The sequence below is a fragment of the Candidatus Mycoplasma haematohominis genome (genome assembly GCF_902712995.1).
In the GTDB taxonomy this organism is placed as follows: Bacteria; Bacillota_I; Bacilli_A; order Mycoplasmatales; family Mycoplasmoidaceae; genus Eperythrozoon_B; species Eperythrozoon_B haematohominis.
The window spans coordinates 64,460-90,081 of sequence record NZ_CACTIB010000020.1; the positions used below are offsets into that span (position 1 = coordinate 64,460).

Genomic DNA, 25,622 nt, shown 5'->3' on the forward strand with positions numbered 1-25,622 from the left:
ATTATGGGTTACAGGAGTCTGTTTGCTACTTTAAATAAGTACATTAACTTGTTGATAAATGGGAGAGCTTTCTCTTCCAAGAAAGAATATAGGGATGTTATTGTTCCAGCGGTTCAAAGTATCTTTCCTTTGTTTTTGTTTTTAGCTAATGAATCTTTTCAGAAACCAGCAGCAGAAGATTTAATTAGAAAGTTCAATGAAGTTTTTTCTGTTGATGTAGATCACGAAATTGTAGTTGTTGATTATTCTGAAAAAGAAGAGTATGAATTGAAAGATGAAATTAATTATTTGAGAGTATGTGTTAAGAATATCTCTGGCTTTGATCTAGATGAGGAGGATTTATCTTCTTTAAAGAAAGAGGAAGAGAAAACCACTAAATACACTAAGAGGATTGATTCTGTTTCTATTTTTAGAAATATTTTGAATGAGGATTTTGAGACAGACAGGAACAGTAAGGTAAATAAATTATTTGATGATTTACTTTTAAAGACACACGCTTATGATAGGTTGAGTCAGGATATAAGAGATGGATCTGTTTATATCTATAAATCCAAACCGAAAAGAAATGTCTTTATTAAATACCTACTTACTTTCTTGTTATCTTTAGGTATCTTTTCGTCCTTATTGTTTTGCGTAGTCTCCTTCATATCTTTGATTAAAGGTTCTTCAAATGGAAGTCAATGGGCTCCGTTTGCTTTGTCAATACTTATGATTGTTTTTTTTACTGTTGGGATTTACAAAATTAAAGATTCGTTTAGCAATGACAACTTTAAGTATTCGTTTCAAAAGAATTCTTGTGGATATGTTTCAGTATTTTCTATTCTGTGGTTAACTATTGCTACTACTTATGGGCTTGATAATTTAGATCTTTCTCAAACTCCTGGTATGGAGAAGATTTGTTTTTCTGCTTCTTTGTTTATTGTTGTACTTGTTTTGATTATTTATTTAATCTCTTATTTCTTTTTACAACCTAAGAAAGATAAGAAATTGATTGATTCAATTTTGGATAAACATATGTCAGATTTAAGTAAAGATGTTTCTTTTAAATAAAAAAAATTTTTTATATAGGCCTGAGTTCTTATTTATCCTGTTCTTATCTTCTGTAATCCTTAGCTACTCTAACGTTTACATACCTTACTTATCTATTTCAATTGGTTTTGAGTCTTTTACGCTGTTATTGACAGGTTTTTTGTTTGGCCCAATAGTTGGTTTCTTTAATGGATTGGCGGTAGATTTAGTTACATTTCCTTGAGGAGGTAGTTATCCTTTTTCTTTTTTATTTTTGCTGCAGTCTGGCTTGATTGGATTTTTAGGCGGAATCAATTTTAAGAAGTGAAATGAAAATTCTTTGTTGACCTTGTTGATATTTATTTCAATTATTTTTTCTTGCTTTTATTGTTTGATTTTTCCTGAGTTAATGATGTGATTAATGCTTTTTCCTGTAATTAATCTTTTGATTGTCTTTGTATTTGGTAAAAATGTTGATTCACTTAGGTGATTAATAATTTTGAATTTGTCTGTATATTTATGTTCATTTGGTTTGGGTACTATAGGGTCAATATTTTTAAATCCGATCGGTTCTCCTTTATTATTTTTAAGAGTTAGAGCATTTAAGGAAATTGCTAAATTAGTTTTATTTGCAAGTATGTTTGGAGCGCTTAGGAAATGAATAAGTTAGATAAATTTAGACCTCATTTTGGTTCAGAGAAGAAGCCTCAGAGAAGGGTTTTTCACTTTTTTGAGACTGTTTCTAATTCAGTTTTTGTCTCTATTACTGGGATCTTTACTACTCTTTTTTTAATAATGTTGAGCTTGTCCATTCTTTTCTTTGATCCTTTTTACAATCAGATGGTGCTTTTCTTATTTTTGGGTATAGTTTGTTTTTGTATTTCATATAAGTTTTTTCTTAAGTCCCATGGAAAGATACTCAGGAATTTAACTTATGATAATTTTCTGGTTTCTAGAAAGAAATTGTTTTCTTGGATTGTCTGAACGTTTAATTTCTATTTATTGTTTTGCTGGTTCTTGTTGATAATTTTGGGTTCTACTCATGGATTTAACTGGAATTTTCCTACTAAGGATGATAAGTTGGCACTCATTATTACGGATCCACAGACTACTAAGGTTTTAGGATTTGTATTACTATGTGTACATATGTTTTTGCTTTTATTAATAAAAGGAGTTATTTATTATTGGGATAAGATTTTTTCTTTTGCTGCTAGAGAGTTTGAAAGAAGAAGAAAGGTTTTGGAATCAGTTAGAAGTAAAGCAAGTTTAGGTTAGGGAGATGCAATCATTAAATTACCACAGACAGTATCTATGGATTTTTTTCTATATGTTTTTTGTGCTGTTGTGGGTCGCTTTAATTGCTGATTGTATTTATGTAGGTAGTAGTTCAAGTGGTAGTGGTTTTGCTCTTAGAACTCCTAGATTTTTAAATGTTGTCTTTGTATTTATATTTGCAGCTATTTCTGCATTGTTGCAAAATCAGTGACCTAAGTTTCTTCTTAAGCCAGATTTATTGAAGGTAGATAACAAATATTGGAAGAAAAAATTTATAAAGGTTAGGACGAGAAGAAAGATTAGAAAGAATGTTAAGAAGCATAAATACGTAACTTTTTTCACTGTTCATGCAATTGCTAACTTTATTGGTTTAATACCTATGATTACTTTGGTTGTATTGGGTTTGTGTGGTATTTTGGATACGGCTAGAACTCAAGGGACAATATTGTCTCTTGCTTTTTTCTTAACTGCTGCATCTATTAAGTATCTTGCTTGGTATATAACTAGTATCGCATCTAGGATCACTATCTTTCGAGGGGTGAAAAGATTGAATATGTTTAAAAATTAATATTTATAGGTAGTATGGCTAGTGAAGCGTTTAGCTTAGATTGGAAGTTTTCAGGTCACATCGTTACGATGTTGACTTTGACATTCTTGATGTGTGGATTGTGTATTTACTATTCATATTCATTGAAGAAGGCAACTAGTTATCAGAAGATTCCTACTGTTGCATTCTTGATGTTTATTGCCATTCAGTGAATTAAGAAGAATACTTATCAGATAGTTGGGAAGTCTTATAAGGTAGCAGTTCCGTTTTTTATATACATAATTTCTCTATTTTGGTTTTCGAACATAATTTCCATACTCGGATTTGATTCCCTAGGTAATACTCTGGTAGTTCCTGCTTCGTTAGCTCTGGTAGTGTTCTTAGGAACTATTATCTCTGGTTTAGTCCATAGGGGTTATAGATTCTTTGGAGATTATGTTGTTTGGCTGAGGATTAAAGGCCAGAAGATATTTCCTATTGTTGATCCTTTAAAGTTTGTTGGGGAGATTAGTAAGATTCTTTCTCTTACATTTAGGCTCTGAGGTAATACTTTAGCTGGTTCTCTTATATTGTTTGTGGTTATGAGCTTTACTGAAGGATTGTTCAAACAAGGAGGAATTGAATATATGGGTCCTATATTAATCCCTTTGTTTGTATTCCCTCTTCACATCTATTTTGACGTTATTGATGGAACCATTCAACCATTAATATTTATGGTGCTAACTATGTGCTACTGAGCTATGGCAAGACATGGTGAAGGATCATCAGATAAAAATTATGATGTTCAACCTGAGGTGTTTATAGATTAAAATAAATATAGATCAAATTATTTATGGGTGATTTCGCTGAGCTTGTTGTTGAGTTAGTTAATGGGATTTCTTTTTCTCTTCAAACTGGTGATACAGGTAAGTACATAGGTGCGGGTGTTTCTCTTATTGCAGGTTTAGGTGCTGCTTTAGGTCAAGGTTATATTGGAGGTAAAGCTATTGAAGCTCTTGCTAGGAATCCAGAAGTGGAAGCTCTAATTTTTAGACAGTTTATAGTTGGAGCAGCTATCTGTGAGTCGGCTGCTATTTACGGTTTGATCGTTGCTATTTTGTTAATGTTCGCCGTAAGTTAGTTAAAGTTAGGTTAGTCCGATTAAGATCTGATAGCTTTTCGCTCGTTATCCGGGATTATTTTTCCCGGTTCTTATGCATTTAAAAGAGATGGAGAGTTGAAATCTATCACTTCTTAGTGGAAATAGTTCAACTTTTGCAGAGAAAATATCTAAATTTGTAGAAGAACACTTAAAAATGAATGTCTGAGTTTTTTTAGTCCATCTTGTTTGTGCCATCATCATTATGGCTTTCATCGCTATATGAGTATGGAAACCAACGAATGATTTTGTTGCTAATCAAAAGAAGAAGCTGGAGAAGGAAAAGAATGATTTGGTTGTTAACAATAGGGAGACAAGATATTTTTTGGGTTTGCTAAAGAAGGAGAAGAATGAGCTTTTCTACACTAAGAGAGCAATTACTAGAGCAGCTATAGATGAAGCAGAGAGAATTAGAACAGAAGCACAGAGATCTGTTAATTTAGTTGTTGCTGATATGCAGAGAAAAGCTGAGGAAAGAATTGAGTTGATGGAAGAGAAAGCTAAAGAACACATCAAGGAGAAAATCGTTAATGTTGCATTGGAATTGACAGAAAAGCTTGTTGATGCGAATATAAATGATGCGAACAACAAAGCTATTATTGATGCTTACTTAAAAGAATTAGAAGAGAAGAAATTGGTTGAAGGTGAAGCTCGTAAGTTAACACAATAACCTATGTCTAGTTTTCAGTACTGTGTTCAAATTGTTTCTAGAGTTGCTGATGCTCTAGTTGGTTTATTTTCCATAAACGAACAAGAGAAGCTTTTAGAAGAGGTTGATTCTTTGGTTGAGTATTTTGAAAAAGAAAGAGAGGTTGCTGATTTTTTGAAAAATAGATTGTCTGATAGAGATACCAAAAAAGAAATAGTTGATTTATTATCTAAATCTGGACTACACGTTTACTTGGTTAATGTTTTTTATATGTTGATAGATAAAAATTTGATTTCTCATTTGGATCTGTTTCTTTCAACAATAAGAACTAAGTTGCAAAAGAATCTACAGGTTAGAAATATCTATGTTTATTCAGCTTTTCCTGTAATTGCTGATCAAAAAGTGAGAATTGAGAAACTTTGAAAAATGAGAAAACAGTCTTCTAAATGCAATTTCTTTTATGCTATAGACAAGAGCTTGAAATTGGGAATTAAGATTCAAGAGGACACATACGTTGAAGAATTCTCATTGAGTTCTAATTTGTTGAATGTGAAATTAAAATTAGATTCAGTTCTATTCTAGTTGTTTTTTTAATTTAGCAATGCCAGATTTAAAGTTAGATACTCATACAGAGGCGATTAAGGATTTAATCAAGAACTATAAGAAGACTTCTGTAAGTAGTGAGATTGGTCAGGTAGTTACTAACTCTGATGGAATTCTTACTATTTCTGGTTTGAACGATGTTCAGTTGAATGAGGTTGTAATAATTAACGATAAGTTTTATGCACTTGTTTTATCTTTGAATGCTGATTTGATTGGTGCTGTTATGTTGAGTGAATACGATGAAGTTAAAGAGGGAAATCTTGTTAAGAGATCAGGTAGAAGTTTCTCAGCGCCTGTTGGATCTCAATTACTAGGTCGGGCAATTAGCGTTGTTGGTAGACAAATTGATGGAGGATTAGATCTAGGAGATCTTCCTATGGAACAAGTGGAAAGAATAGCCCCTGGAGTTATGGAAAGACAGACTGTTTCTGAACCTCTTTATACAGGTATTCTTGCTATTGATTCTTTGATTCCTATTGGTAAAGGACAAAGGGAATTAATTATTGGTGACAGGCAGACAGGAAAAACATCCATAGCTATTGATGCGATTATTAATCAGAAAGGAAAGGATTGTTATTGTGTTTATGTTTCTATCGGTCAGAAGAACTCTACTTTGTTTCAGCTAATTCAGAAACTTAAAGATAAAGATGCTCTTTCATACACAACCATAGTTAATGCTTCTGCTTCTGATCTTCCATCTCTTAAATATCTAGCCCCTTTTGTTGGTATCACTATTGCTGAGAAATGAATGAGAGAAGGTAAAGATGTTCTTATTGTTTACGATGATTTAACTCAACATGCTATTGCTTATAGAACCATGTCTCTTCTATTGAACTTTGCGCCCGGTAGAGAAGCCTTTCCGGGTGATGTTTTCTATTTACACTCTAGATTGCTTGAAAGAGCAGGTAGATTGAGCAAGGAATATGGGGGTGGTTCTATAACTGCTCTTCCTATTATTCAGACACAGGCAGATGATATTTCTGCATATATTCCTACAAACGTTATCTCCATTACTGATGGTCAGATTTTCCTGAAAACTATGCTGTTTAACCAAGGTCAGAGACCCGCTATTGATGTTGGGTTGTCTGTTTCTAGGGTTGGTGGTTCTGCTCAGAAAAAGGCAATTAAAGATATGAGTAGTACTATGAAATTGGAGTTGGCTCAGTATTTTGAGGTTCTGGAATTCTCTAGATTTGGTTCTGAGTTGAATGATCATACAAAGAACACTTTGGATTTGGGAGCTAAGATTCAGAAGTGCTTGATTCAGAAATTGAATAAGCCTAGAAGTCCTGCAGAAGAGTTGTTTATTCTTTGTTTGATTAGGGAGAGATATATTCTTAAAGTTGAAGATGTGAATGATGTCGTTGAATATCTGGATGTTGCATTGAATAATTTTGCAAAGAGTGACCTACCTAATTCAATAAATTTTGACGTTTCTACGCCCCTAGAGCATAGAGAAAAAATGAGAGATATTGCTTATAGTAGTTATGAGGAGTTTCTTCTTGTTAAACAGCAGAGACAGGAAGAAAAATAGTAAGTAGTGGTACCTTGTCAAACCTACCGCAAATTAATAGAAAAATTAAGTCTGTTAGGGTTACATCTAGGATTACACGCGCACTTGAGATAGTTTCAGCAACTCAGAGTCATATTTATAGGGATTTACAATCTAAGTCTTTAGTTTATTTTCAGGGGATATACAAGATTTTCTATGAGGTTTTCAGTGATCCTGAACATGATATTAGAGAGACAAATAAAAGACTTATTTCTTTTTCTAGGAAGAAAAGGGAGCTTTGGTTGTTGTTAGGAACAGATATTGGAATGTGTGGGGATATGAATGATCAGATGAAGAAGTATATTCTGCATGCATTTAATCCAAAAGGAGATGGTTTGGTGGTTCTAGGAAATCGTTTAGCTTCTTCTATAGAAAAAGATTTAGGGCAGTATTTTGAATTTAAAGATAAGAGTGAATTGGGGGTTAGGAATGCAAATAGTTCGATAAGAAAATTGACTAAGAGATTATTTAATTTGTTTATGGACAAGGGGTATCAAAAGTTAACTATTGTTTATATGAAAGACCCTAAAAAAGGAATATTGGAAAAATTAAATCTTTTACCTTTTACAGAAAAATATTTTTCAAATAGAAAGAAAGTATTTGTTAGTTCTTTCAACGCTCAAGTTAAATATCCAGATGTTGTTATCGATTTGTTTCCTCAATATTTAGAATGTATTATCTTAGGAGCCGTGATTAGTTCTAAATTAGGAGAACATTTGATCAGAAGAGAGTTGATGAATAGCGCAACTAAAAATGCAAATGAATTATTGGATGAATATACATTATTGTTTAATAAGATAAGACAGTCTAATATTACTCAAGAGATAACTGAGATAGTTGTTGCGTCACAATTTAAGACAAAGAAATAAAATTTATTAAGTAGATGAAAGCAGAAGGTAGCGTATACCAAATTTTTGGCCCTGTTGTGGATGTGCTGTTTGAGCAGTCTTCACAGCCTACAGTTAATGAAAAATTGGTTATTTTGAATGCTCAGGGAGAGAATGTTGGTTCTTTAGAAGTTGCTCAGTTAATAGGTGATGGAGTGGCTAGATGTGTTGCTATTACAAGTACAGTTGGTTTAAGTAGAGGAAATAAAGTTTCAAGAACTTACGAGAGTATTACTGTTCCTGTTGGAAGAGAGATTCTAGGAAGAATGTTCAATGTATTGGGAGAACCAATTGACAATATGAGTATCAATACAACTGTCACAAGAAAACCTATTCATGCATTGCCTCCGCAACTTAAAGAGCAGTCAACAAATCTACAGATCATGGAAACAGGTATCAAGATTATTGACTTGTTAGTTCCTTATACAAAGGGAAGTAAGATTGGTTTATTTGGTGGTGCAGGTGTTGGTAAGACTGTTATTGTTACTGAATTGATTCACAACTGTGCTGTTGGTTATGATGGTTTGTCTATTTTCGTGGGTGTAGGTGAAAGAAGTAGAGAGGGTAATGATCTTTATCATGAGATGAAAGAATCTGGAGTTTTAAAGAATACTGTTCTTTTATTCGGACAGATGAATGAAACACCTGGAGCTAGAATGCGTGTTGCTCTTTCTGGGTTGACTATGGCTGAATACTTTAGAGATGAGCAGTGTTCTGATGTTCTTCTGTTTATCGATAATATCTTCCGTTTTTCACAGGCTGGTTCAGAGGTTTCTTCTCTTCTAGGTAGAACTCCTTCCTCTGTTGGTTATCAACCTACTCTGGCTTATGAGATGGGTAGATTGCAGGAAAGAATTACTTCTACTAAGAACGGTTCTATTACTTCTATTCAGGCAGTTTATGTTCCAGCTGATGATATTACTGACCCTGCTCCTGCAACAGTATTTGCTCATTTGGATGCAAAAGTTGTTCTTGATAGAAAGATTGCTTCCTTAGGTATTTATCCTGCTGTTTCTCCTCTGCAAAGTTCTTCTAACTGGTTGACTCCTGAGTTAGTTGGTGAAGAGCACTATAGAGTTGCTAACAGGGTTGTTGAGATTCTTCAAAAATGTGAGGAGTTGCAGGATATTATTGCTATTTTGGGTATTAATGAACTTTCTCTTGAAGATAGAAATACTGTTTATAGAGCTAGAAAAATTAGAAATTTTTTCTCACAACCTTTCTTTGTTGCTGAGAAATTTACCAACATGCCAGGTAAATATTTGAAAATTTCTGAAACAGTTAGATCATTCAAAATGATTGTTGATGGAGAAGTAGATGATTTACCTGAGGAAGCCTTTCTTTATGTAGGTAATATAGATGATGCTATTGCTAAGGCTAAACAATTAGAAGAAGAGGCAAAGCATCAGGCGGGAGGTACTACAAAGGATAGCAAGTAGAAGTTTGTTTAAAACAATTAGAGAATATTACTTATCTGAATTAGTAAACTTACAAAATTCGAATTCTTCTGCTTCCTGCAGCTTGAGGACTAGAATAGAGTCCCTAAGGGAGCATCTACTGAAAATCTTTGATTGAAAAGATGTAGGAACTATTGTTTTTTTACCGAATCCGTATTATGCGAAGATAACATTTATAAATTATTTGTTGAAGAATTCTGATAAGAGTAAGGTAGGTTTTTTCAGTAATAGTAAGGAGAGAGATTCTTTTATTTTTGAACAAAATAATTTAAATGCTACATACTTCAAGAATTTGGAAGAGCTCAATCATTCTAATTTTGACACTTCAGTTTGTTTTCTTTCTGAACTAGAAAAGTGTTTTGATGATAAAAATTTATCTTTGGAGGATACTTGATGTAAAAAAGATAACTGTAGGTATTTAGTTGTGGAAGTGTTGGGAGAATTTTCAAAATTAATAAAGGAGTCGGATGTTTTTATATTTACACCTATGCCAGGAGTTACAGTAATGGGATTTAAGAATTATTTGAAATTAGAACCGGTTATATTAGGTTCTAAATCTGTTGTTCATGCGGATAGAATTAAGTATGCTGTTAGTGATTTACTTTACAAATTCGAATGCGGAACATTACATCTTCCCTTATTATTATCAATAGAGAATTACTATAGAAATAGTAGCAATTAGTTTTGGGTAAAGAAAGGATAATTATCAAGATAAGTGGTGCGACTTTAGAAAATCGAAAAGATAATACAATTATCGACGGAGATACGCTTACTAAGTTAGCTCAACAAGTCAAGACGCTTGCTGAAAATTATGAAGTTGCCCTAGTTATTGGAGGAGGGAATATATGAAGGGGAAAAGAGAACAATCTTGCTCCTCTTCTGAATCAGGATTCTCACATTATCGGTATGCTTTCCACCCTTATTAATTCCATCGTTTTCCAGAATTATCTGACACATATAGGAGCTAAGTCAGTTATTTTTTCCTCTATTTCTTGTCCTAGAGTTGCTGAGGATATTTGTACAGAGAGAGTTGAGAGTGCATTTAGTAGCGGAAAAATAGTTATTTTTGCTTCCGGTTCTGGTTTACCTTTTGTAACTACTGATACATGTATAGCTATCAGAGCTCTTGAGGTGAAAGCTGACAGGATATTGATTGGCAAGAATGGTGTTAAAGGGATATATGACAAAGATCCTAATCAATTTTCAGATGCTAAGTTCTTTACAGAAATTAGTTATGAGGAGATTATTGAAAGAAGATTGAAAGTTATGGATTTAGCTTCTATGACTCTTTTGTTGGATAATGGAAGACCTAAATTAGTTGTGTTTGATCAGGATGCTGAGAATGCATATATTAAAGCTTTAACTGGAGACGATTTAGAGCATACTGTAGTCTACTAGTAATGGACTTTGATTGGGCTTCTTTGGAAGAGAAGTTTCAGGGGGATTTTGCGGGTGTAGTTGATAGATTAGAGAAGAATTACAAGAAGCTTTATACATCTAGAGTTAGTCCTGATTTAGTTTCTGATGTGTACGTTAATGCTTATGGTTCTGAAATGAAAATACAGGAAACAGCTAACTTTCAGGTTTCAGCTGCCAGAACATTGGTTATTAAGCCTTATGATGTTTCTATCATGGATGAAATAGTAAAGGGTTTACAGAAGTATCATCCAGAGTTTAGTCCGATAGTGCAATCAGATCATATAAAAATAATTCTTAATCCTCCTACAGAGGAGAGTAGAAAGAAAGCAGTTAAGGAAGCTAAGGAGTATTTAGAGCAGGCTAAGATAGGTGTTAGAAATATAAGGAAAGAATGTATGGATAAATTGAAAAAAGATGATCAAATACCTGAAGATCAAGAGAAAAAGTATATAAATCAGATAGATGTAGAAATAAAGAAGATGAACGGTAAATTAGAGGCTATATTTAGCGCTAAAGAGAAAGACCTGATGACAATTTAAATGATAGGACTTAATCCTTGAAAGTTGGAAGAGGATAAGTTTTGTGTTTTGTTGTTGGAATCAAATGACTGTAGCTTAGAGGAGGGATTAGATAGGAGTTTGAATATTAAGAAGGCAAAGATAAATAAGTTATTTGCAGTAAAGATATTTTTAGATCCTCATTCTGTTAGAGGTTATATCTCTGGTAAGTGAGAGCATAGTGATGGTGTTTTGAATAGTAAGGCTCTTAAGGAGTTTATGAATTTTGTGAGTGATAGTTATATAGTTGGGTACAAGGGAAATAAGTTTTTATTTCCTATGATTAATGACAATTTATTGTCTCAGGGATTTAAGAAATTGAGTCATCTAAAAACTATAGATATGGAAGAGGTTTTGGATTGAGTTGAGAGCGAGACTTTAGTGGGAGAGGCATTGAAGGAATTGGATAGTATAAACAATGAGAATGCCTGTATTTTTACTAGGGTAAATCGTTTGTCTGATTTCTTTATAGATAGATTGTTGCCTGTTTTGAAACATGGTTTCAATTCGAAAACTTAAAGGTGTTCTTTCTTCTAGATTAAAAGTAGGGATTGCGGTTGTTTTAGCTTTAGTTCTTGCTTGTTTTTTTAGTTATTTATTTCAAGGATCTGCTTCATCATTTCATACATTTATTTTTGTTTTCTGGGTATTGTTATTGTTCCCTTTTGTTTGATTGAGTATTAGGGAGATATTGTTGTTAAGGAAAGAAGGTTTTTTTGATTACAGGATTGTTGGTTCTTTAGTTAGTTTTTTGATATTTGTTCCTATTTTTGTTTCTTTTGTGATGAGGTCTGGATTTTCTTATGATTTTAAGCCTATTTTGGGGTATGGAATTGTTTCTGTTTGTTGTCTTTTGTTTTTATTGTGGGGATTATCTAAGTTGTTAGTTGGAGTATATACACCTTGGGTTGATTTTCGTATATGCGCTAGGAATAAATCTTTTACTTCTTTATTGGTGTCTGCGGGTGTTTTTTGAAATTCTGTTTTTTTTATGACTGTTTTTGCTCCTTGGTATGTATTAGCTTTTATTTTTTTGTTTGTTGTATTGAATGATTCTTTCGCTCTTTTATTTGGTTGCTTGTTTGGGAGAACTCCGCTCATAGAGTATTCTCCTAAGAAGTCCTGAGAGGGTTTAATTATTGCTGTTTTGTTATCCCTTTTAATTTGTGTAGCTATGTTCTATTTGATACCTATTTCTTCTTTGCCAGCTGAATTGTTTTTTTCTTTGTTTGTTTGATTTTTATTGATTGCTAATATGGGAGATATATACTACAGTATGCATAAGAGGTTATACAGAATAAAGGATTATTCAAATTTATTGAAGTCTCATGGAGGCTTTTGAGATAGATTTGATTCACAATGTTTTGCGCTTGTTGTTGGCTCTATAGTTTCTTTGCTGTGATACTCTTATGCTTATTAATCTAGCTCGTCTATAGGATCTGAACTTTCTAGTTGTTTCATTGGTTCTATAGTTTCAACTTTTTCTATTGAATAGATTTCTGGTTCTTCTGGTTGTTGTTTAATCATTGTGAAGCCGGCGAATAGAGCGTGGATGTGTCTTTTAAAGGATAGATATATCTTTATAAATATTCCTTTTATTGATAGTATGCCTATTGTTAGGATAGCTATGAAGAATCATTTGAGTATTTGATCTGCTGTAGTTGTTCCTCCTTTGTAGGTAGCTCATATTCAGCATATGAAACCTAGGCTGAATAGTAAGTTTGTCAAGATAAGTAGTCTTAGTTTTCAGATAGATGATTTGACATAGGCATCTCTGTATGTCTCATCTCTTAGTAATTTGAAGGATATAGGGATTGCTTTTAGGGCTACTATCATGTCTATTAGGCAGATAGCTGAGAAGGCAATACTACAACCCAACTTTACTTCTGTTTGTTCTGCTTTTTGGAATATTAGTATCAGAACAGCAATCATTAAGATTAGGATTGCTGTCCAACAATAAATAACTTTAGAGCACTGTTTTAGAAAATCCTCTGAAGTAGCTTTTGTTTCTTTATAGTTATTTCTTTTTTGATATCTGAATAACATCTCTATCTTCTGAATTTATCACTATGTTTATTAGTTTGTGAAATTTAGATATGTAATTTATTTTTACTGTTAAGATTAGCATAACTATTATTCAATTAAGTTGATTAATAAAGCCTGCAGGTATTGATAAGAATAAACCGATCATGATTAATCATATGGATATTTTCATACTGTAGAGTATTTGCTTCATTTCTTTAGTTTTGTTTTTGCTTCTCACGAAAGCAAAGTAGTCTTGTCTTATGTAGTTTGTTTTTCATAACTCTACTATTCATCATGTACAGAAGAAAACAAAGCAGAATGCTGAAACAAACATTTCTAAGGAGGTTGCTCCGTGGCCGTTGTTAGATATTGCTGCATATCCTGTTCTTTTGAATCCTAGGATGACTTGAAACATTGTTATGCAGAATCAGATACCAGCAAAGATTATTCAACATTTCATCAAGTATTTGGATCTATCCAAGAATAAGTTTTGCTTCATAAATAACTGTTAATAATAGTTTATTAATTACCTTTTATTCCTTTTTGACTGTTTTTGGAAATTAAACTAGAGTGTTAGGCTCATTTGCAGAAGGATTAGTAAATAATACTATTGATTGATACCTAAGAGAAGGGATAGCTTATTTTAGGAAGTCATATACACCCATCTCTATATTAGATAAATGTTCATCTTTAGACTTTAGAGCTAAATTTAGTGATCTTGCAGATATAGATTATTATGGTGTTTACAAGGGAAAATATATCTCTTTTGAGGTCAAGGAGACTAATAAGGATTATTTCTTACTTTCACAGATAAGAGATCATCAGAAAGAGATACTTATTAAATTACTTGATTTTTCTGCTGTATCTTTTTTGTTAATTAATTTTTCTTCTTACAATGATGCTTCTTATTTAATAACTGCTGACCGACTTAAGGAATTATTTGATAGGAAGAAAAAGAAGATATTTTTTTCTGAGATTGAGACAATAGGCAAACATATTCCTATTAGCTTTCCAGGCGTTATTGATTTTTTAAAAGTTTTAGATCTTTAGGCTTCTGCGCATAGTCTTTTAATTTTCTTAATTGCCCTTACAAATTTATATTTACATGCTGTTGAGGTTACGTGCACTAGCGAGACAATTCCTATAACTATGTAGGTAATTTGTATATCTCAGTTAGGTAATTCTTTGAATATACGGAATAGAAATACCATACCTCCTGCGCAGGCAACGATTGTTATAAGCATGCGTCTAGCTTTTTTGATTTGTTTGTTTATATTTGGATGTTCCATTGAACATCATATGGCTTCTTTAGTGCTTCCTATAGCTTTTCATGTCCTATATGCGTTCATTAAACTTGCAAAGAAAATTATTGAGACTGAGACTAAACAGAGAATTAGAACTATTAGTCCTTTTTCTAGTCACTTATATAGGGAAAACAATAACTCTCCATGGCATATTGAGATTATCGTAGGCACTCAATAAAGAGTCAGAGTTAGACAAAGTTGAATCTTTCATATTTGATATAAAGATTCTCCTTTGTCTATGAAATTGGATATTGCTAAATCTCTTTTGTGGAGGTATTTATCTGACAATTTTGGACGTTGTGTTATCTAGATATATAACTTTGTATATTTTTAAACAAAACTCTTTAATTTCTTTTTTTAGTTGTTGTTTGGTGTTCCTTTTGGGATTTTCTTCAACAATGTAACGTTGAATCTCTTTGATCTTATTTATATACGATCGTACTTTTTGCACCTTTAATTGACCTGCTTTTTGTTTTTCTGGTGTAGTGTATGAATTTACCTTTTCTTGGAACTCATGGAATAATGTTTCTAATTTTTCTATTAAATCACTTAGCTCACTTATTATTTGGGGTTGTTTGCTATTGCTAGAACTGTTTAGTAAAGTGCCAGTTGATGAGCTAGCGGCAGCAGTTGTGAAGACTATTTTCATAGGTCTACTCCATATGAGTCTTCCTGTTGACATTTCAATATTTAAAATTTTGAAAATATTTTCTTTAATTTGTTAACGAGTTCGTATAAAATTTCATTGACGGCAAATTTTAGTTACTCCCTGAGTATCCAATTTTGTGTCTAAAGTGACCTGTTGTTTCTATGCGTTACCTATTAGAATTCACTTTAGTCTTGTAAATTATCGGCTATTCCTATTTTTGTTCAAAATTAGTTAGAAGTTGCTAAAAAACCTTTCTTGATAAGGGTTTGTAGATACTTCCTCGTTTCCGACACCTGTGGTTGTTGAGAAACAGCACAAAAGATTTTTATAATCTTGTAGCTTGTTAGTGATAAAGATAAATCGGGATCTATGGTAACAGCAAAAGAACTAGTAATTTCAGAGGGTGTAGATAAAATTTTAGGGGATGTTGACACAAGAAGTTGTCTTTCATTTCCAAAGAAGATAATAGGTTTATCATCTCCGACTGCAATTTGTAAAACAAGTTATTACTCTTACTTGAATGAAAAGATGAAAACCTTCAGGACTGCCTTCTAGTTTTTCTTAGAAAATTTACTTTTTAGAAAAAACTTACTTGATATTTCTTTTATTTTCTTAGCTTCTTCTTTTATATTTCTGTTCTTTAGAAATCTAGTTTCTATATCCCCATAGTTGTCTTTTAGATGGAAGTTAGCTAGTGCTTTTAGGTATTCGCAATAGAAACTGTAATAGTTGTCAAAGAATTCTTCTTGGGAAGTAATTTGTTTAGAGAATTTACTGTACTTTGCAATATTTTCTGGTATTTCTAGTTTTGGGTTAGAGAGGTTAATTTGAGATATTAATCAGGATATTTCTGGAATGTCTATTAAATGTTCTGGATTTAATTTGTATTCTCATTCGTTTTCTTGTTCTATTGTTTGTTTATTTTTTTCTAGGAATTTAGGTAAGTTTTGGTATTTGATAGTTAGTTTGACAAATGGATTTGTTATTTCTTTGTAGTCGTTTTCTATAGCGTTTTCAGGAAGTTCTTGATGTGTTTCTTCTTCTTGAGTAGGTATTTCTGCTACTGAACTTTGGTCTATTATTGTCAGATATTTTTCTTTTTTTATATTTAATGTTTCTTCTAAATTTCTAGTTATGTATTCCGGTGTGTTCTTGTATCATTCGAATATTTTGTTGGTCAATGTTTTGGCGTATACGTTGTTTACTTTTTGCTTTAGCCCTTGAGGGCTGATGAACATGTTGAATGTTTCATCTACTAGCAATATGGTGGAATCTAGATTTTGTGGTTTGTTTTTCTTGTAAATTCAGTCTATAAAGCAGAGAGGGTTATCTATTTTTTCTTTGAGAATCCTTTTATCTGAAGCTTTGTCAATGGCTTCATCTATGTCTTTTTCTTGTATGTCTAATAAATCTACTACTGATACTTCGAATCCACTTAATAGAAGTTCTTTTCCGATGTTTATTGTGAAGCTTTGCCCGGCAAGGTCGTTGTCGAAACAGAGAACGATTTGGTTTGTGTATTTTTTTAGGACTGTGTGTACTTCTTTGGATACTATACCTCCCATGCAGGCAATACCGTTTGTACAGTAAAGTTCTTGTTGAGTTTTTAGGAGATCTATAAATCCTTCGAATATGTATATTTTTTTATCTTCTTGTAAGTATTCTGAGTTAAAGATGGCTGTTCTTCTTGAGAAAGCTTTGTTGTTTTTTATATTTAAGTATTTAGGTTCATCTCCTCTTCCGCTGAATCCGATTATTTCTTTTTCTGTATTTGATATGGGAAATATTATTCTGTCTCTGAAGTAGGCTCTTCTTTCTCCTGCTGTTGATATGAAGATATTGCTTTCTTTTATGGTTGCTTCTGATATTTTGCTTTTGCTTTGTTCTATCTCGAATATGGTTTGTAGTATGTCTTCTGATGGGGCATAGCCTATTTGATATTTTTTTATAGTTTCTATACTTAGTTTTCTTTCTTGAGTTAGGTAGTCTAGGGCTTTTTGGCTTTCTGGTTGTTTGTTGAATAGGTATCTGTGATATGCATTGGCTATCTGAGAATTTAGTTGGTATAGTGAGTAAAGTTCATTGTTTCTTGCATTTAGGTATTGTGATATGTCTATTTCTAAAAGTTCTCCTATTTTTCTGATGGCTGAAACGTAGTTACAGTTTTCTATTCTCATAACAAATCCAATAGCATTGCCTGCTACGTTGCAGGCAAAACATTTAAATAGGTTTTTTTCTTGTGAAATAGATAAGGAAGGGGCGCTGTCTTGATGGAATGGACAGATAGCTCAATGGTTATTTCCTTTCAATACCGTTTTCAGGTATTTTTGTACTACTGGGAGAATGGGAAATTCAGGTTTTGCTTTTGTGTTTTCTATTTTTATTATTCGAAAGTTACTTTAAAGTTGTCTTTTTTTAGTTGATCTCATGAACTGTCTATTTGTTTCATGGTATCTCTATCTCTTATAGTGAAACTAGGATTGTTTGCATCTAATTTGCTTCCTTGGTCTATTGTTATGCAATATGGAGTACCTATTTCATCGTTTTTCTTGTATCTTTTTCCTATGCTACCTTTTTTTAACATCAGAATTGAAATTCCTTCTTGTAGGAAGTTACTGTATATTTTGTTAGCTATATTTAGTTCTGATTTGGTTAATGGAAGAATTGCGAATTTATAGGGAGCTAATGACTCTTTAATTTTTAAGACAGTTCTTGGTTCCTGTACTTCTAGTGCAGAGGTAATTAAAGCGTACATAAGTCTGTTTAGACCTATTGAGTGTTCTATTACTTCTGGTAGGAATTTACATACTTTTGAATCATCGCATTGTTCCTGGTATTCGAGACTTTTTTTACTTGCATTCTGGTGAGCGGTTAAATCGAAATTTCCTCTGTTGGCTAAACCTCATAATTCCCCTCATCCTGTTTCATATTCAAACTGAATATCTGTACTTCTTTTAGAGTAGTGCGCTCTGTCTTGTTCTGGTATTTCTAATAGTTTTACTTTTTCTTTCTTAAGTCCTATTACATCGATAAGAAATGTTTGCATTTGTTCTAGGCATTTTTGGAAGCAAATATTGCTGTCTGTTTTTTTTACAAATCATTCGCATTCCATTTGTTCGAACTCTAGTGTTCTGAAGATTGAGTTGTGCATAGTTATTTCATTCCTGAATGCTTTGCCTACTTGAGCTATAGCGAATGGGATTTTGGAAGGGGTAAATCTTTGTACGTTTCTGAAGTTGATGAATATGCTTTGTGCTGTTTCCGGTCTTAAATATAAACTTTCTCCTTCTGTTTTGAAAATTAGATTGAATTCTTTCGGAGTTGTCCACTTTTTACCACCACAATTTGGACAGGTGTTGTCTTTTAGGTGGTCTTCTCGGTACCTTTTCTTACATTCCATGCAGTCAACAAGGATGTCGTGGAAATTATCTAAGTGGCCGGAAGCTTTTCAACACATTTCAGAACCTAGTATGGTTCCTTCTATAAAGTAGACGTTGTCATGCTGGAAAACAAAGAAGTTTTCTCATAATCTTTGTATGTTTTTCTTTAATAGAACACCTATGTGACCATAGTCATATAGCCCTCTATATCCGCCATATATCTCGTTGCCCGGAATTATGAATCCGTGTTCTTTTAAATAATTATCTACCACCGACATATTTTTTCTTTTACTGGCTGTCAGACCCGCATTCCAAATAAAAATTTTTTTCTCCGAGTTTAGAAATTTGTTTTTTAATATTAAAAGTGGTAGAAAGTGGTAAGCACATTATTTATTATCTGGGAAAACTTTTTCTATGTTGAGCACACAGAATTTTGTATTCATGGGGGAGTTTGAGGTAGCAGTGGACGTCAAAAATAGAATCATGATTCCAAGTAGATGAAGAGCAGAAATGGGAAATAATATTGTTGTATCTGACGGATTTGAAGGTGCAGTAGAAATAAGGACTAAGGCAGTTTTTCAAGAATATTACCATAAACTATGCAGTAATGACCTTTATTCTAAGCATGTAAGAATTCTTAAAAGGAAAATACTGGGTACTGCACACGACATAGTATTGGACAAATGATCCAGGTTCGTTATTCCCAATAGTTTAAATAAAGGCTTTAAAGGCTCTGTAATAATGCGGGGCAATGGTGATTCAATTGAGATATGAAACAAAAAAGAGTACGAAGAGTGATCAGAAAAAGAAGAGAACTCTTTAGAAAGCGCCGCAGAAGCTATAGCCAAGAATTAACTATGTCACCTATTGTTCACCACTTTCCTGTATTAGGAGACGAGGTTGTTAAGTATGTTGTTAAGAATAGAGGTGGTATCTATATAGATGCTACATTTGGCGGAGGAGGACACTCTAAATTTATTCTTGATATTCTTTCTGAGGAAGGCAGATTAATAGCTTTCGATATTGATAATGAGGCTATAGAGAGAGGTAAGAAATTGGAGGAAGAAGATAAGAGATTCAAGATTGTTAAGTGTAATTTTGCAGATATAGATAAGTATTTGTCAGAGAACAATATAGGAAAAGTAGATGGTATTGTTTTTGACTTAGGGTTAAGTACGTTCCAACTACTTTCTAATAAGAGAGGGTTTTCCTTTAAAGAGGAGAACGCTTTCTTAGATATGAGAATGAATACTGACTCTCAGTACACTGCTGCAGAAGTTCTTAACTATTCTTCTAGGAATCATTTAAATCACATATTTAAGAGATATGGTGAGATCAATAATCCATCTAAGTTGATAAACAACATATCTATATTCAGAAAGCAGTATGGTTCTATCAGTACTATAGGGGATTTCTTAGACATTATTAATGAATCTTGAGATGGTAGAGTTGACTTTAATAAGTTTGTTAGGCAGTGTTTCCAGGCTGTAAGAATAGAGGTAAATAGAGAATTAGATGTTTTAGAAAAAGCTTTAGATTCTTTACAGAGAATAGTTAAGCCACAAGGTGTGGTAGCTATTGTTACTTTCCATTCTTTAGAGGACGAGAAAGTGAGAGCTTGGAAGAAAAGGCTTTGCGATGATATTCAGATACAGGATTATGCACAGAATTTTGTTAATCAGTTTTCTTTTGTAACTAATGCATGCGTATTCCCTACTGAGTTAGAGAAGTCAATTAATTGAGCTTCTAGGTCAGCTAAGTTGTGGGTTGCTCAAAAGAACTAGTTCAGGAACAGTATTTTAGTAAATCATTTTTTCATTCGTTAAGCTGAGATATATCTTGGTGATAGCCTATTCGACATACCGTTTTGAAGTTGTATACATTTTTACTGTATTTGTGTATTCCGGAATATATGTATCGGAATAAAGAATTTTCTGCTTCTTGTCCTGTTGATTTATAGAAATCTGCTGAAGATTTTCTTCATCAGTTTTTGTTCTTGTCTGATATTGTTGAGACTAGTTGGTATTTGTAGAGTTCTCCTATAGTTCCTGGTTTTGATTCTTGTTCTGTTAAGTAAAAGATATCTTCATGTGATCCCATTATTTTTTTAAGAGGAGAACAAGTCATAGCTGCTGCGCAACCACCACCTGCTCCAAAAACTCCTAGACCTACTTTTAAGACTTTTGAGTTATTCATGAAAAATTTTAAAATGGCAAAGAATTTTAATATTTGGACTCCCTTTTTTCCTATATATTTAGCGTTTGTTTATAGTTGAACTTAACGACAACTTGTCTGGTTAGGGGATAGGATAAGTCTGTCGTAAGGTTATCTCATATTTGTCAAGGATATGAGTTTTTGTCTTAAAGACAAAAGGAGATCTGTTTCTGCTGATCTCTATAACCACCTTATTTAAATTTGCAGTATTTTTTTGCGTCTGTTTCTGTTTTATTTTCTTCTGAATTGCTGTCAGTATTGTTATTTTTTTGATAAGCTTCTCTACATTTATCTCTAATTTTTTCTCCGTTTAAGGATGTTTCTGATTGACCTTTTAGTGTTGTATGTAGGCCGTTGAATATAGTGCTGGTTGGAGCAGTAGTTTCCTTAGACAGTTCTATTTCTCTTTGTCTTCAAGTTCTTCAGTTTTCTTTTCTATTTGTTGCTAGGAAATCATTTCTGTTTTTGTAGCCAATTGAGTTTGGTATGGTATCGCATTCATGAGATTGTGCAACTGTTTGAGGATGTTGTTCGTAATAAGTTGCTGTACCAAAATATCCAGCAGTACATCCAATCATCATTAAAGCTACTGTTAGAACTGTTTTAGCTACTCCGTGTAACATGGCGTTTTATCTTTTGCAGTATGCTTCTATGTCTAAATTAATGTTTGCTTGATTTGCATCTGTAGAAGATGTTTCATAAGCTTTCTTGCATGTTTCTCTTAGTTTGTCTCCAGTTAGTTTTGAAGGATCAGCATTTGCTATAGTTGTTTTTAGAGTCTGGAAATCTGTACTTTTAGGCTCATTTGTGGATTCTTTTGTTTTTGTTTGAAATTCTTGTTCTTTTATTTTTCAAGTTTTTCAGTTTTCTTTTGGACTAATTGCTAGTAAAGTATCTCTTTTTGCGTAGCATATGCTTGCTGTAGTTGAGTCACATTCGTGTGATTGAGCTAAAGTTTGTGGATGTTTTTCGTAGTAAGTAGCAGTACCGAAGTAACCTGCAGTACAACCCGCCATCATTAACACAACCGTTAAAACAGTTTTTGCGACTCCGTGTAGCATAGAAATTGGCGACTATATTTGTTAAATTCATACTCATTTATTCAAGAATTTTTAGTAATTGATATTTAGACTTTGTCCGGACAGATTATTTTTGAATATATTTCTTTTTTTCTAATTTTGTTGGGTATGTGATTTTTCTAAATAATTGTTACAATTGAGTACGATTTGGTTTCTATTATGTGTGTAGAGAACATTAAAAAAAGAAAAGACTATTTGGAATGATCAGATTACTTTATGGCTGTAGCTTTTTTATCTGCTCAGAGGAGTAAAGATCCAAATACTCAAGTCGGAGCATGTATTGTTAATAAAGAGAACAAGATAGTTGGTATTGGATATAACGGGATGCCTAATGGTTGTAATGATGATTTATTGCCTTGAGATAGGGGAGGAGAAGATAGATTATCTACTAAGTATCCTTATGTTTGTCATGCGGAGATGAATGCCATTATGAATAAAAATTCATCTGATGTTAAGGGGTGCGCAGTCTATGTAACTTTATTTCCGTGCAATGAATGCGCAAAGTTAATTATTCAGTCAGGGATAAAGGAAGTTATATATATGTCTGATAAGTATCATGATGGAGAAGAAGCAACTGCTTCTAGAAAACTTTTTGAGTTAGCTGGAGTGGCGTTTAGATCCTTTAAAACTAATAGAAGTGGTGTAGTGATTAATTTTGATGCCTTTTAGATAGTGGTGTTTTTAAATTCCCGATAAAAAAATTCTTTTCATTTTCCTGAGTTTTTTACTTTTAACTTTAATTAATTTTTATTTTTTGTAGATCGTTCATAAAATGGCGGCGAGAAATATGATTATATGAGTTTTGTACAGCCGGCTGCTGCTGCCATTACGGCTATCACTATACCTACTGGCATAGGTATTTATTATTCGCAGAATTATGATGCTTGCAAGGCATGAGCTATGACTAGAGAGTGTCTTAGCAAATTAAGGCATACTAAAAATACTTTTTCTAAGACAATAGTTGCTGATCTATATTGAGAACACTTGATTACTACTTCAGGTCATTCTTCTTCAGATTTTCCAGCACAATCAGCATGAAAGGTTAAATATAGGTATTTACAGGATAATTATTTAACTAAGTATTCTCATAACTTGAGACTTAAGAGTGTTAAGGAAAGCCATGATTTTGTCTATTTGGCTATGTGATGTAAAAAAGCTTATTTAGCGGATATTAGTAAGTCAACTAAGTCTACTCATTACTGGAGAGGAGTTAAGAAATTAAATGCTTTTGGATCTTCTGATAAGGTATCTGAATCTGATTGAAAACAGTATTGGAATGATGTATGAGATCTATGTTCTATATATGACCCAGAGGTTGAAGGTTATAAAGTGCCTGTAAATTGGGGAATGAATAAATAGTTTTTTCTACAGTTTATCTGTTAAATTTCTCCATCTTCCTGTATTTGGATCTTCGTTTGCCTCAATTTCTTGTCTATAAGGTCAATCTTTAACTATCTTCCCGCCAACAGTACTTCCTTCATTAGAGCAAGCAACCCAAGCATCTCTGAAGTATCTTGCCAGCTTTTCTTCTTGTTCTTTTTGTATCTCGGTTTTGTCTGTTTTTGTGCTTGGTTCTAAGAACTTTTCAGCTCTTCTTCTTCAATGATTTTCATCTGACTTTTTGCCGAAAATAAATTGAGATATATCCTTACATTCTTTGTAGAAATCTCTTATAAACTGTTGTACTTCTATTTTTTCAGCTCTTTCTATTTCTTCAAACATTCATTTTTGTCTTACGGTTTGATATTCTCAATGTTGTATTTTCGGATCTTCGACGTCAAATTTGTTATTCTTTACGACCAATTCATCAAACCGTTTACTTCTTATTTTGCTTTTGTTGGCTCAAAAAGTAGAAAATCTGATTTTTCATCATTTTTTTCCTTCTTCAGTTAATTTATCGTAGTTATCTTCTTCAGTTGGCCTTAAATCTTTAAATGATTCTTCAAAAGTAATAGCAATACGATTTCATCCTGTTTCTTCTGTGGTTGTTTGAAATAAGTTTGATAAAGAACTATTTTTTAAACCAAATGTTCCGGCGGAGGCAGCAGCCAATGCCGTCCCGCCAGCTGCAGTCTTCGCTAATAAAGTTTTCATTTTTCAGAAAAATTATTAGCTGGTAGTTTTATAAAAAAAGTTTTTATTAATTTTTAGTTATTAATAGTTATCCTACATTTCAACAATATTGTTTTGTTTTTTGATTGTAGAAAATGAGTGTCTAAAAATTTAGAAATTAAAAAATAGCTCAAGTTTGGATGATTTTCAATAGAGAAACATCAGAAATCAAACGCTTCTATTTGTATGGCAATTAATCAGGATTTTTTTCGTAATCTGCAGATGTTCTGTAATAGTAATAAGGAAATGATTCTCCTGCAATTAATAGATCTCTATAACATTGATATCTTTTATTAATTAGTTCTACTTCTTTAGGTATTTCTTCTTTTAGTTCTTCATAAAGTTTTCTTAGCTTGTCGAGTTTGTTAGCTATTTGTTCTTGGATTTCTAAGGGAGGAAGAGGGATTTTTATTTTTTTAAGTCCGTTTGTTGAAATACTTACTATTGCTCCTTCTTTTGCGTATTTTTGTTTTTGTAGCTTTGCATGATGTGTAGATAAAGCGTATGATAAATATTTTGGATTTTGATTATGCGTAAGCAAAAACATGTTTCCGCCTGCTATTGCTTTTTCTTTCTTTGCTAAAGAGTAAAGTTAATTTTTAATTCCTTATTTCTCCAAGACTTTATTCTTCCTCTTTGTTTTTTAGTGAACTATTGAATTTTTAAAAAAATAGCGGCTACATATTTATTAAAAGTATTGCTTATTATTTAAATTGACTATTAAGGTCTGCTCTGAATAAAAGCAGACTTTTAAATTTATGGATCCATTAAAAGCAGCAGCTGCGGCAGGTACTGGTGCAGTGTTATTGGGAGGAGGAGGTTGAGGATTGAGTATGGCATTGAGTAATAATAGTATGCCTGATTATTCTCCTTTGGATAATCCCACTGGTACTTACTTTACAGACAACAAAGATTACTTTGCGGCTGTAAATGGAAATGAAAATTGATGAAGATGATCCTATAAGAATAGATGATCAGTTAAGAAACCTACAACAGGTAAGTTTCAGAACGTTACTAGTGGAGATGGGGATAGCAATTCTATTAAGAAGGTTTGTGAAGATGCTTATACAAAAGGAACTAGCGATATTTCAGCAACTGTTGAAGATAATAAATATTTAGAGTCTGAGGTTTGACGTTTTTGTTCTGCAGTTGAAGAGAAACCGAAGACTATTTCAGAAGCTACAGAAGAAAAGAAAATTTACGATGCGATAAACAATTCTTATGGAAAAGAAAAAGCAAGCAATTTAGTTGCAGTAACTGGAAATGATTCTTTTTGATTAGAGCAGGAAAGATTATTTTTTAAAGAGGAAAAGAAAAGTGACAGATCCGGAGCTAAGGCATCTAAAACTGGGAATTCTTTATTCAAAGATCTTTTTGAAAAAAGAAATAAAACCAGAGGAGATAAAGACACTTTAAGGAATGCCTGTAAAGAAGCTTATAAGTCAAATAAAGATGAAAGCGTAGAAGGTAATAAAGTTCAGGAGGCAGATGTACTTAAGTTTTGTTCCGTTAAAGGTTCATAGTAATAGATAATGTCAGCATTAATTAAAGCAGGAGCAGCTGTTCTTGTATTGAGCGGCTTTGCTGGAGGAGGCTATCTGATTTATGACTCTACATTGAAGGTTGTTTATCCTCTGAGTTCTTTGGATGGTTTTGCAACTAAATATAAGAATACTACTTTTGGAGGGAAGTATGGAAGATATATGTTAGATCCTGCAAGAAATAAAAATGCATGGAATGAAGCCTATAAAAGATGAAGCTCTTCTA

General features: G+C 32.7%; 35 protein-coding genes. 24 read left to right on the forward strand and 11 right to left on the reverse strand.

What is annotated here, in order from left to right; all coding sequences use genetic code 4:
• Positions 1-3 precede the first annotated feature (3 nt).
• From H6411_RS03575 to H6411_RS03650, 16 genes are all read left to right on the forward strand, one after another.
• Positions 4-1,050, forward strand: a complete 1,047-nt coding sequence (locus tag H6411_RS03575) for a cytochrome P450 (protein ID WP_216083272.1) — start codon at positions 4-6, stop codon at positions 1,048-1,050.
• A 139-nt stretch (positions 1,051-1,189) separates the two neighbouring features.
• Positions 1,190-1,678, forward strand: a complete 489-nt coding sequence (locus H6411_RS03580; RefSeq protein WP_216083273.1) for a hypothetical protein — start codon at positions 1,190-1,192, stop codon at positions 1,676-1,678.
• Between the two features lie 359 nt (positions 1,679-2,037).
• The gene (locus tag H6411_RS05875) at positions 2,038-2,283 is read left to right on the forward strand and encodes a hypothetical protein (protein ID WP_246307750.1); all 246 of its coding nucleotides are present in this window, start codon (positions 2,038-2,040) and stop codon (positions 2,281-2,283) included.
• A gap of 52 nt (positions 2,284-2,335) precedes the next feature.
• Positions 2,336-2,851 (forward strand): hypothetical protein, encoded by a 516-nt coding sequence (locus H6411_RS03590; RefSeq protein WP_216083275.1) that lies wholly within the window; start codon positions 2,336-2,338, stop codon positions 2,849-2,851.
• A gap of 14 nt (positions 2,852-2,865) precedes the next feature.
• The gene (locus H6411_RS03595; protein ID WP_216083276.1) at positions 2,866-3,639 is read left to right on the forward strand and encodes a FoF1 ATP synthase subunit A; all 774 of its coding nucleotides are present in this window, start codon (positions 2,866-2,868) and stop codon (positions 3,637-3,639) included.
• A 23-nt stretch (positions 3,640-3,662) separates the two neighbouring features.
• Positions 3,663-3,950, forward strand: a complete 288-nt coding sequence (atpE, locus tag H6411_RS03600) for an ATP synthase F0 subunit C (protein WP_216083277.1) — start codon at positions 3,663-3,665, stop codon at positions 3,948-3,950.
• Between the two features lie 88 nt (positions 3,951-4,038).
• Entirely contained in the window at positions 4,039-4,638 is a 600-nt protein-coding gene (locus tag H6411_RS03605) for a F0F1 ATP synthase subunit B family protein (RefSeq protein WP_216083278.1), read from the forward strand.
• Between the two features lie 3 nt (positions 4,639-4,641).
• The gene (locus H6411_RS03610; RefSeq protein WP_216083279.1) at positions 4,642-5,199 is read left to right on the forward strand and encodes a F0F1 ATP synthase subunit delta; all 558 of its coding nucleotides are present in this window, start codon (positions 4,642-4,644) and stop codon (positions 5,197-5,199) included.
• A gap of 19 nt (positions 5,200-5,218) precedes the next feature.
• On the forward strand, positions 5,219-6,754 hold the full coding sequence (atpA, locus tag H6411_RS03615; protein WP_216083280.1) for a F0F1 ATP synthase subunit alpha: 1,536 nt from the start codon (positions 5,219-5,221) through the stop codon (positions 6,752-6,754).
• A 14-nt stretch (positions 6,755-6,768) separates the two neighbouring features.
• Positions 6,769-7,641, forward strand: a complete 873-nt coding sequence (locus H6411_RS03620; RefSeq protein ID WP_216083281.1) for a F0F1 ATP synthase subunit gamma — start codon at positions 6,769-6,771, stop codon at positions 7,639-7,641.
• 14 nt (positions 7,642-7,655) lie between these two features.
• The gene (atpD, locus tag H6411_RS03625; RefSeq protein WP_216083282.1) at positions 7,656-9,098 is read left to right on the forward strand and encodes a F0F1 ATP synthase subunit beta; all 1,443 of its coding nucleotides are present in this window, start codon (positions 7,656-7,658) and stop codon (positions 9,096-9,098) included.
• Positions 9,099-9,300: 202 nt separating this feature from the next.
• Positions 9,301-9,798 (forward strand): hypothetical protein, encoded by a 498-nt coding sequence (locus tag H6411_RS03630; protein WP_216083283.1) that lies wholly within the window; start codon positions 9,301-9,303, stop codon positions 9,796-9,798.
• Positions 9,799-9,800: 2 nt separating this feature from the next.
• Positions 9,801-10,514 carry an amino acid kinase family protein gene (locus H6411_RS03635; RefSeq protein WP_216083284.1) on the forward strand — a complete coding sequence of 238 codons (714 nt, stop codon included), beginning with the start codon at positions 9,801-9,803 and terminating at the stop codon, positions 10,512-10,514.
• 2 nt (positions 10,515-10,516) lie between these two features.
• Positions 10,517-11,074, forward strand: coding sequence for a ribosome-recycling factor (locus H6411_RS03640; RefSeq protein WP_246307751.1), 558 nt, complete (start codon positions 10,517-10,519; stop codon positions 11,072-11,074).
• Positions 11,075-11,611 carry a hypothetical protein gene (locus tag H6411_RS03645; protein WP_216083285.1) on the forward strand — a complete coding sequence of 179 codons (537 nt, stop codon included), beginning with the start codon at positions 11,075-11,077 and terminating at the stop codon, positions 11,609-11,611. It abuts the gene before it with no gap.
• Positions 11,589-12,512: a phosphatidate cytidylyltransferase gene (locus tag H6411_RS03650; RefSeq protein ID WP_216083286.1), complete on the forward strand. Its 924-nt coding sequence runs from the start codon at positions 11,589-11,591 to the stop codon at positions 12,510-12,512. Before H6411_RS03645 ends, H6411_RS03650 begins: the two co-directional genes overlap by 23 nt.
• Here the strand turns inward: H6411_RS03650 and H6411_RS03655 are convergent.
• On the reverse strand, positions 12,509-13,138 hold the full coding sequence (locus tag H6411_RS03655) for a hypothetical protein (protein ID WP_216083287.1): 630 nt from the start codon (positions 13,136-13,138) through the stop codon (positions 12,509-12,511). The genes H6411_RS03650 and H6411_RS03655 overlap by 4 nt on opposite strands.
• Complete coding sequence (locus tag H6411_RS03660; RefSeq protein WP_216083288.1) at positions 13,110-13,532, reverse strand: hypothetical protein; 423 nt, start codon at positions 13,530-13,532, stop codon at positions 13,110-13,112. The genes H6411_RS03655 and H6411_RS03660 overlap by 29 nt, the downstream gene beginning before the upstream one ends.
• Before the next feature lie 155 nt (positions 13,533-13,687).
• Between H6411_RS03660 and H6411_RS03665 the strand changes: the two genes are divergently transcribed.
• Entirely contained in the window at positions 13,688-14,167 is a 480-nt protein-coding gene (locus H6411_RS03665; protein ID WP_216083289.1) for a Holliday junction resolvase RecU, read from the forward strand.
• On the opposite strand, the gene H6411_RS03670 is transcribed toward H6411_RS03665, so the two are convergent.
• Both H6411_RS03670 and H6411_RS03675 read right to left on the reverse strand, forming a co-directional pair.
• A complete protein-coding gene (locus tag H6411_RS03670) occupies positions 14,164-14,466 on the reverse strand; it encodes a hypothetical protein (RefSeq protein ID WP_216083290.1) in 303 nt (100 codons plus the stop codon). The two genes, H6411_RS03665 and H6411_RS03670, sit on opposite strands and share 4 nt — an antisense overlap.
• Before the next feature lie 232 nt (positions 14,467-14,698).
• The gene (locus H6411_RS03675) at positions 14,699-15,103 is read right to left on the reverse strand and encodes a hypothetical protein (RefSeq protein WP_216083291.1); all 405 of its coding nucleotides are present in this window, start codon (positions 15,101-15,103) and stop codon (positions 14,699-14,701) included.
• A 336-nt stretch (positions 15,104-15,439) separates the two neighbouring features.
• Here H6411_RS03675 and H6411_RS03680 point away from each other — a divergent pair, with 336 nt between their 5' ends.
• Positions 15,440-15,625, forward strand: a complete 186-nt coding sequence (locus H6411_RS03680; protein ID WP_216083292.1) for a hypothetical protein — start codon at positions 15,440-15,442, stop codon at positions 15,623-15,625.
• On the opposite strand, the gene H6411_RS03685 is transcribed toward H6411_RS03680, so the two are convergent.
• Entirely contained in the window at positions 15,622-17,457 is a 1,836-nt protein-coding gene (locus H6411_RS03685; protein ID WP_369408497.1) for a CHC2 zinc finger domain-containing protein, read from the reverse strand. The genes H6411_RS03680 and H6411_RS03685 overlap by 4 nt on opposite strands.
• Positions 17,454-18,728 carry a glycine--tRNA ligase gene (locus tag H6411_RS03690; RefSeq protein WP_216083294.1) on the reverse strand — a complete coding sequence of 425 codons (1,275 nt, stop codon included), beginning with the start codon at positions 18,726-18,728 and terminating at the stop codon, positions 17,454-17,456. The genes H6411_RS03685 and H6411_RS03690 overlap by 4 nt, the downstream gene beginning before the upstream one ends.
• Positions 18,729-18,891: 163 nt before the next feature.
• On the opposite strand from H6411_RS03690, the gene H6411_RS03695 reads away from it, so the two are divergent.
• Both H6411_RS03695 and rsmH read left to right on the forward strand, forming a co-directional pair.
• Positions 18,892-19,305: a division/cell wall cluster transcriptional repressor MraZ gene (locus H6411_RS03695; protein ID WP_216083295.1), complete on the forward strand. Its 414-nt coding sequence runs from the start codon at positions 18,892-18,894 to the stop codon at positions 19,303-19,305.
• A 2-nt stretch (positions 19,306-19,307) separates the two neighbouring features.
• Positions 19,308-20,234 carry a 16S rRNA (cytosine(1402)-N(4))-methyltransferase RsmH gene (rsmH, locus tag H6411_RS03700; protein WP_216083296.1) on the forward strand — a complete coding sequence of 309 codons (927 nt, stop codon included), beginning with the start codon at positions 19,308-19,310 and terminating at the stop codon, positions 20,232-20,234.
• Here rsmH and H6411_RS03705 read toward each other — a convergent pair.
• The 3 genes from H6411_RS03705 to H6411_RS03715 all read right to left on the reverse strand — a co-directional run bounded on the left by H6411_RS03705 (position 20,206) and on the right by H6411_RS03715 (position 21,725).
• Entirely contained in the window at positions 20,206-20,646 is a 441-nt protein-coding gene (locus H6411_RS03705) for a hypothetical protein (protein WP_216083297.1), read from the reverse strand. The genes rsmH and H6411_RS03705 overlap by 29 nt on opposite strands.
• Positions 20,647-20,855: 209 nt before the next feature.
• Positions 20,856-21,287: a hypothetical protein gene (locus H6411_RS03710; RefSeq protein ID WP_216083298.1), complete on the reverse strand. Its 432-nt coding sequence runs from the start codon at positions 21,285-21,287 to the stop codon at positions 20,856-20,858.
• A 6-nt stretch (positions 21,288-21,293) separates the two neighbouring features.
• Positions 21,294-21,725, reverse strand: a complete 432-nt coding sequence (locus tag H6411_RS03715) for a hypothetical protein (RefSeq protein ID WP_216083299.1) — start codon at positions 21,723-21,725, stop codon at positions 21,294-21,296.
• A 177-nt stretch (positions 21,726-21,902) separates the two neighbouring features.
• On the opposite strand from H6411_RS03715, the gene H6411_RS03720 reads away from it, so the two are divergent.
• Together H6411_RS03720 and H6411_RS03725 are read left to right on the forward strand one after the other, a co-directional pair.
• Positions 21,903-22,412: a deoxycytidylate deaminase gene (locus H6411_RS03720; protein ID WP_216083300.1), complete on the forward strand. Its 510-nt coding sequence runs from the start codon at positions 21,903-21,905 to the stop codon at positions 22,410-22,412.
• Between the two features lie 126 nt (positions 22,413-22,538).
• The gene (locus H6411_RS03725; RefSeq protein WP_216083301.1) at positions 22,539-23,102 is read left to right on the forward strand and encodes a hypothetical protein; all 564 of its coding nucleotides are present in this window, start codon (positions 22,539-22,541) and stop codon (positions 23,100-23,102) included.
• A 6-nt stretch (positions 23,103-23,108) separates the two neighbouring features.
• On the opposite strand, the gene H6411_RS03730 is transcribed toward H6411_RS03725, so the two are convergent.
• Both H6411_RS03730 and H6411_RS03735 read right to left on the reverse strand, forming a co-directional pair.
• Positions 23,109-23,837 (reverse strand): hypothetical protein, encoded by a 729-nt coding sequence (locus H6411_RS03730; protein ID WP_216083302.1) that lies wholly within the window; start codon positions 23,835-23,837, stop codon positions 23,109-23,111.
• Between the two features lie 211 nt (positions 23,838-24,048).
• On the reverse strand, positions 24,049-24,438 hold the full coding sequence (locus H6411_RS03735; protein WP_369408498.1) for a restriction endonuclease subunit S: 390 nt from the start codon (positions 24,436-24,438) through the stop codon (positions 24,049-24,051).
• Between the two features lie 175 nt (positions 24,439-24,613).
• Between H6411_RS03735 and H6411_RS03740 the strand changes: the two genes are divergently transcribed.
• Positions 24,614-25,378 (forward strand): hypothetical protein, encoded by a 765-nt coding sequence (locus H6411_RS03740; protein WP_216083304.1) that lies wholly within the window; start codon positions 24,614-24,616, stop codon positions 25,376-25,378.
• 9 nt (positions 25,379-25,387) lie between these two features.
• A partial coding sequence (locus tag H6411_RS03745; RefSeq protein ID WP_216083305.1) for a hypothetical protein occupies positions 25,388-25,622 on the forward strand: 235 nt, incomplete at its 3' end.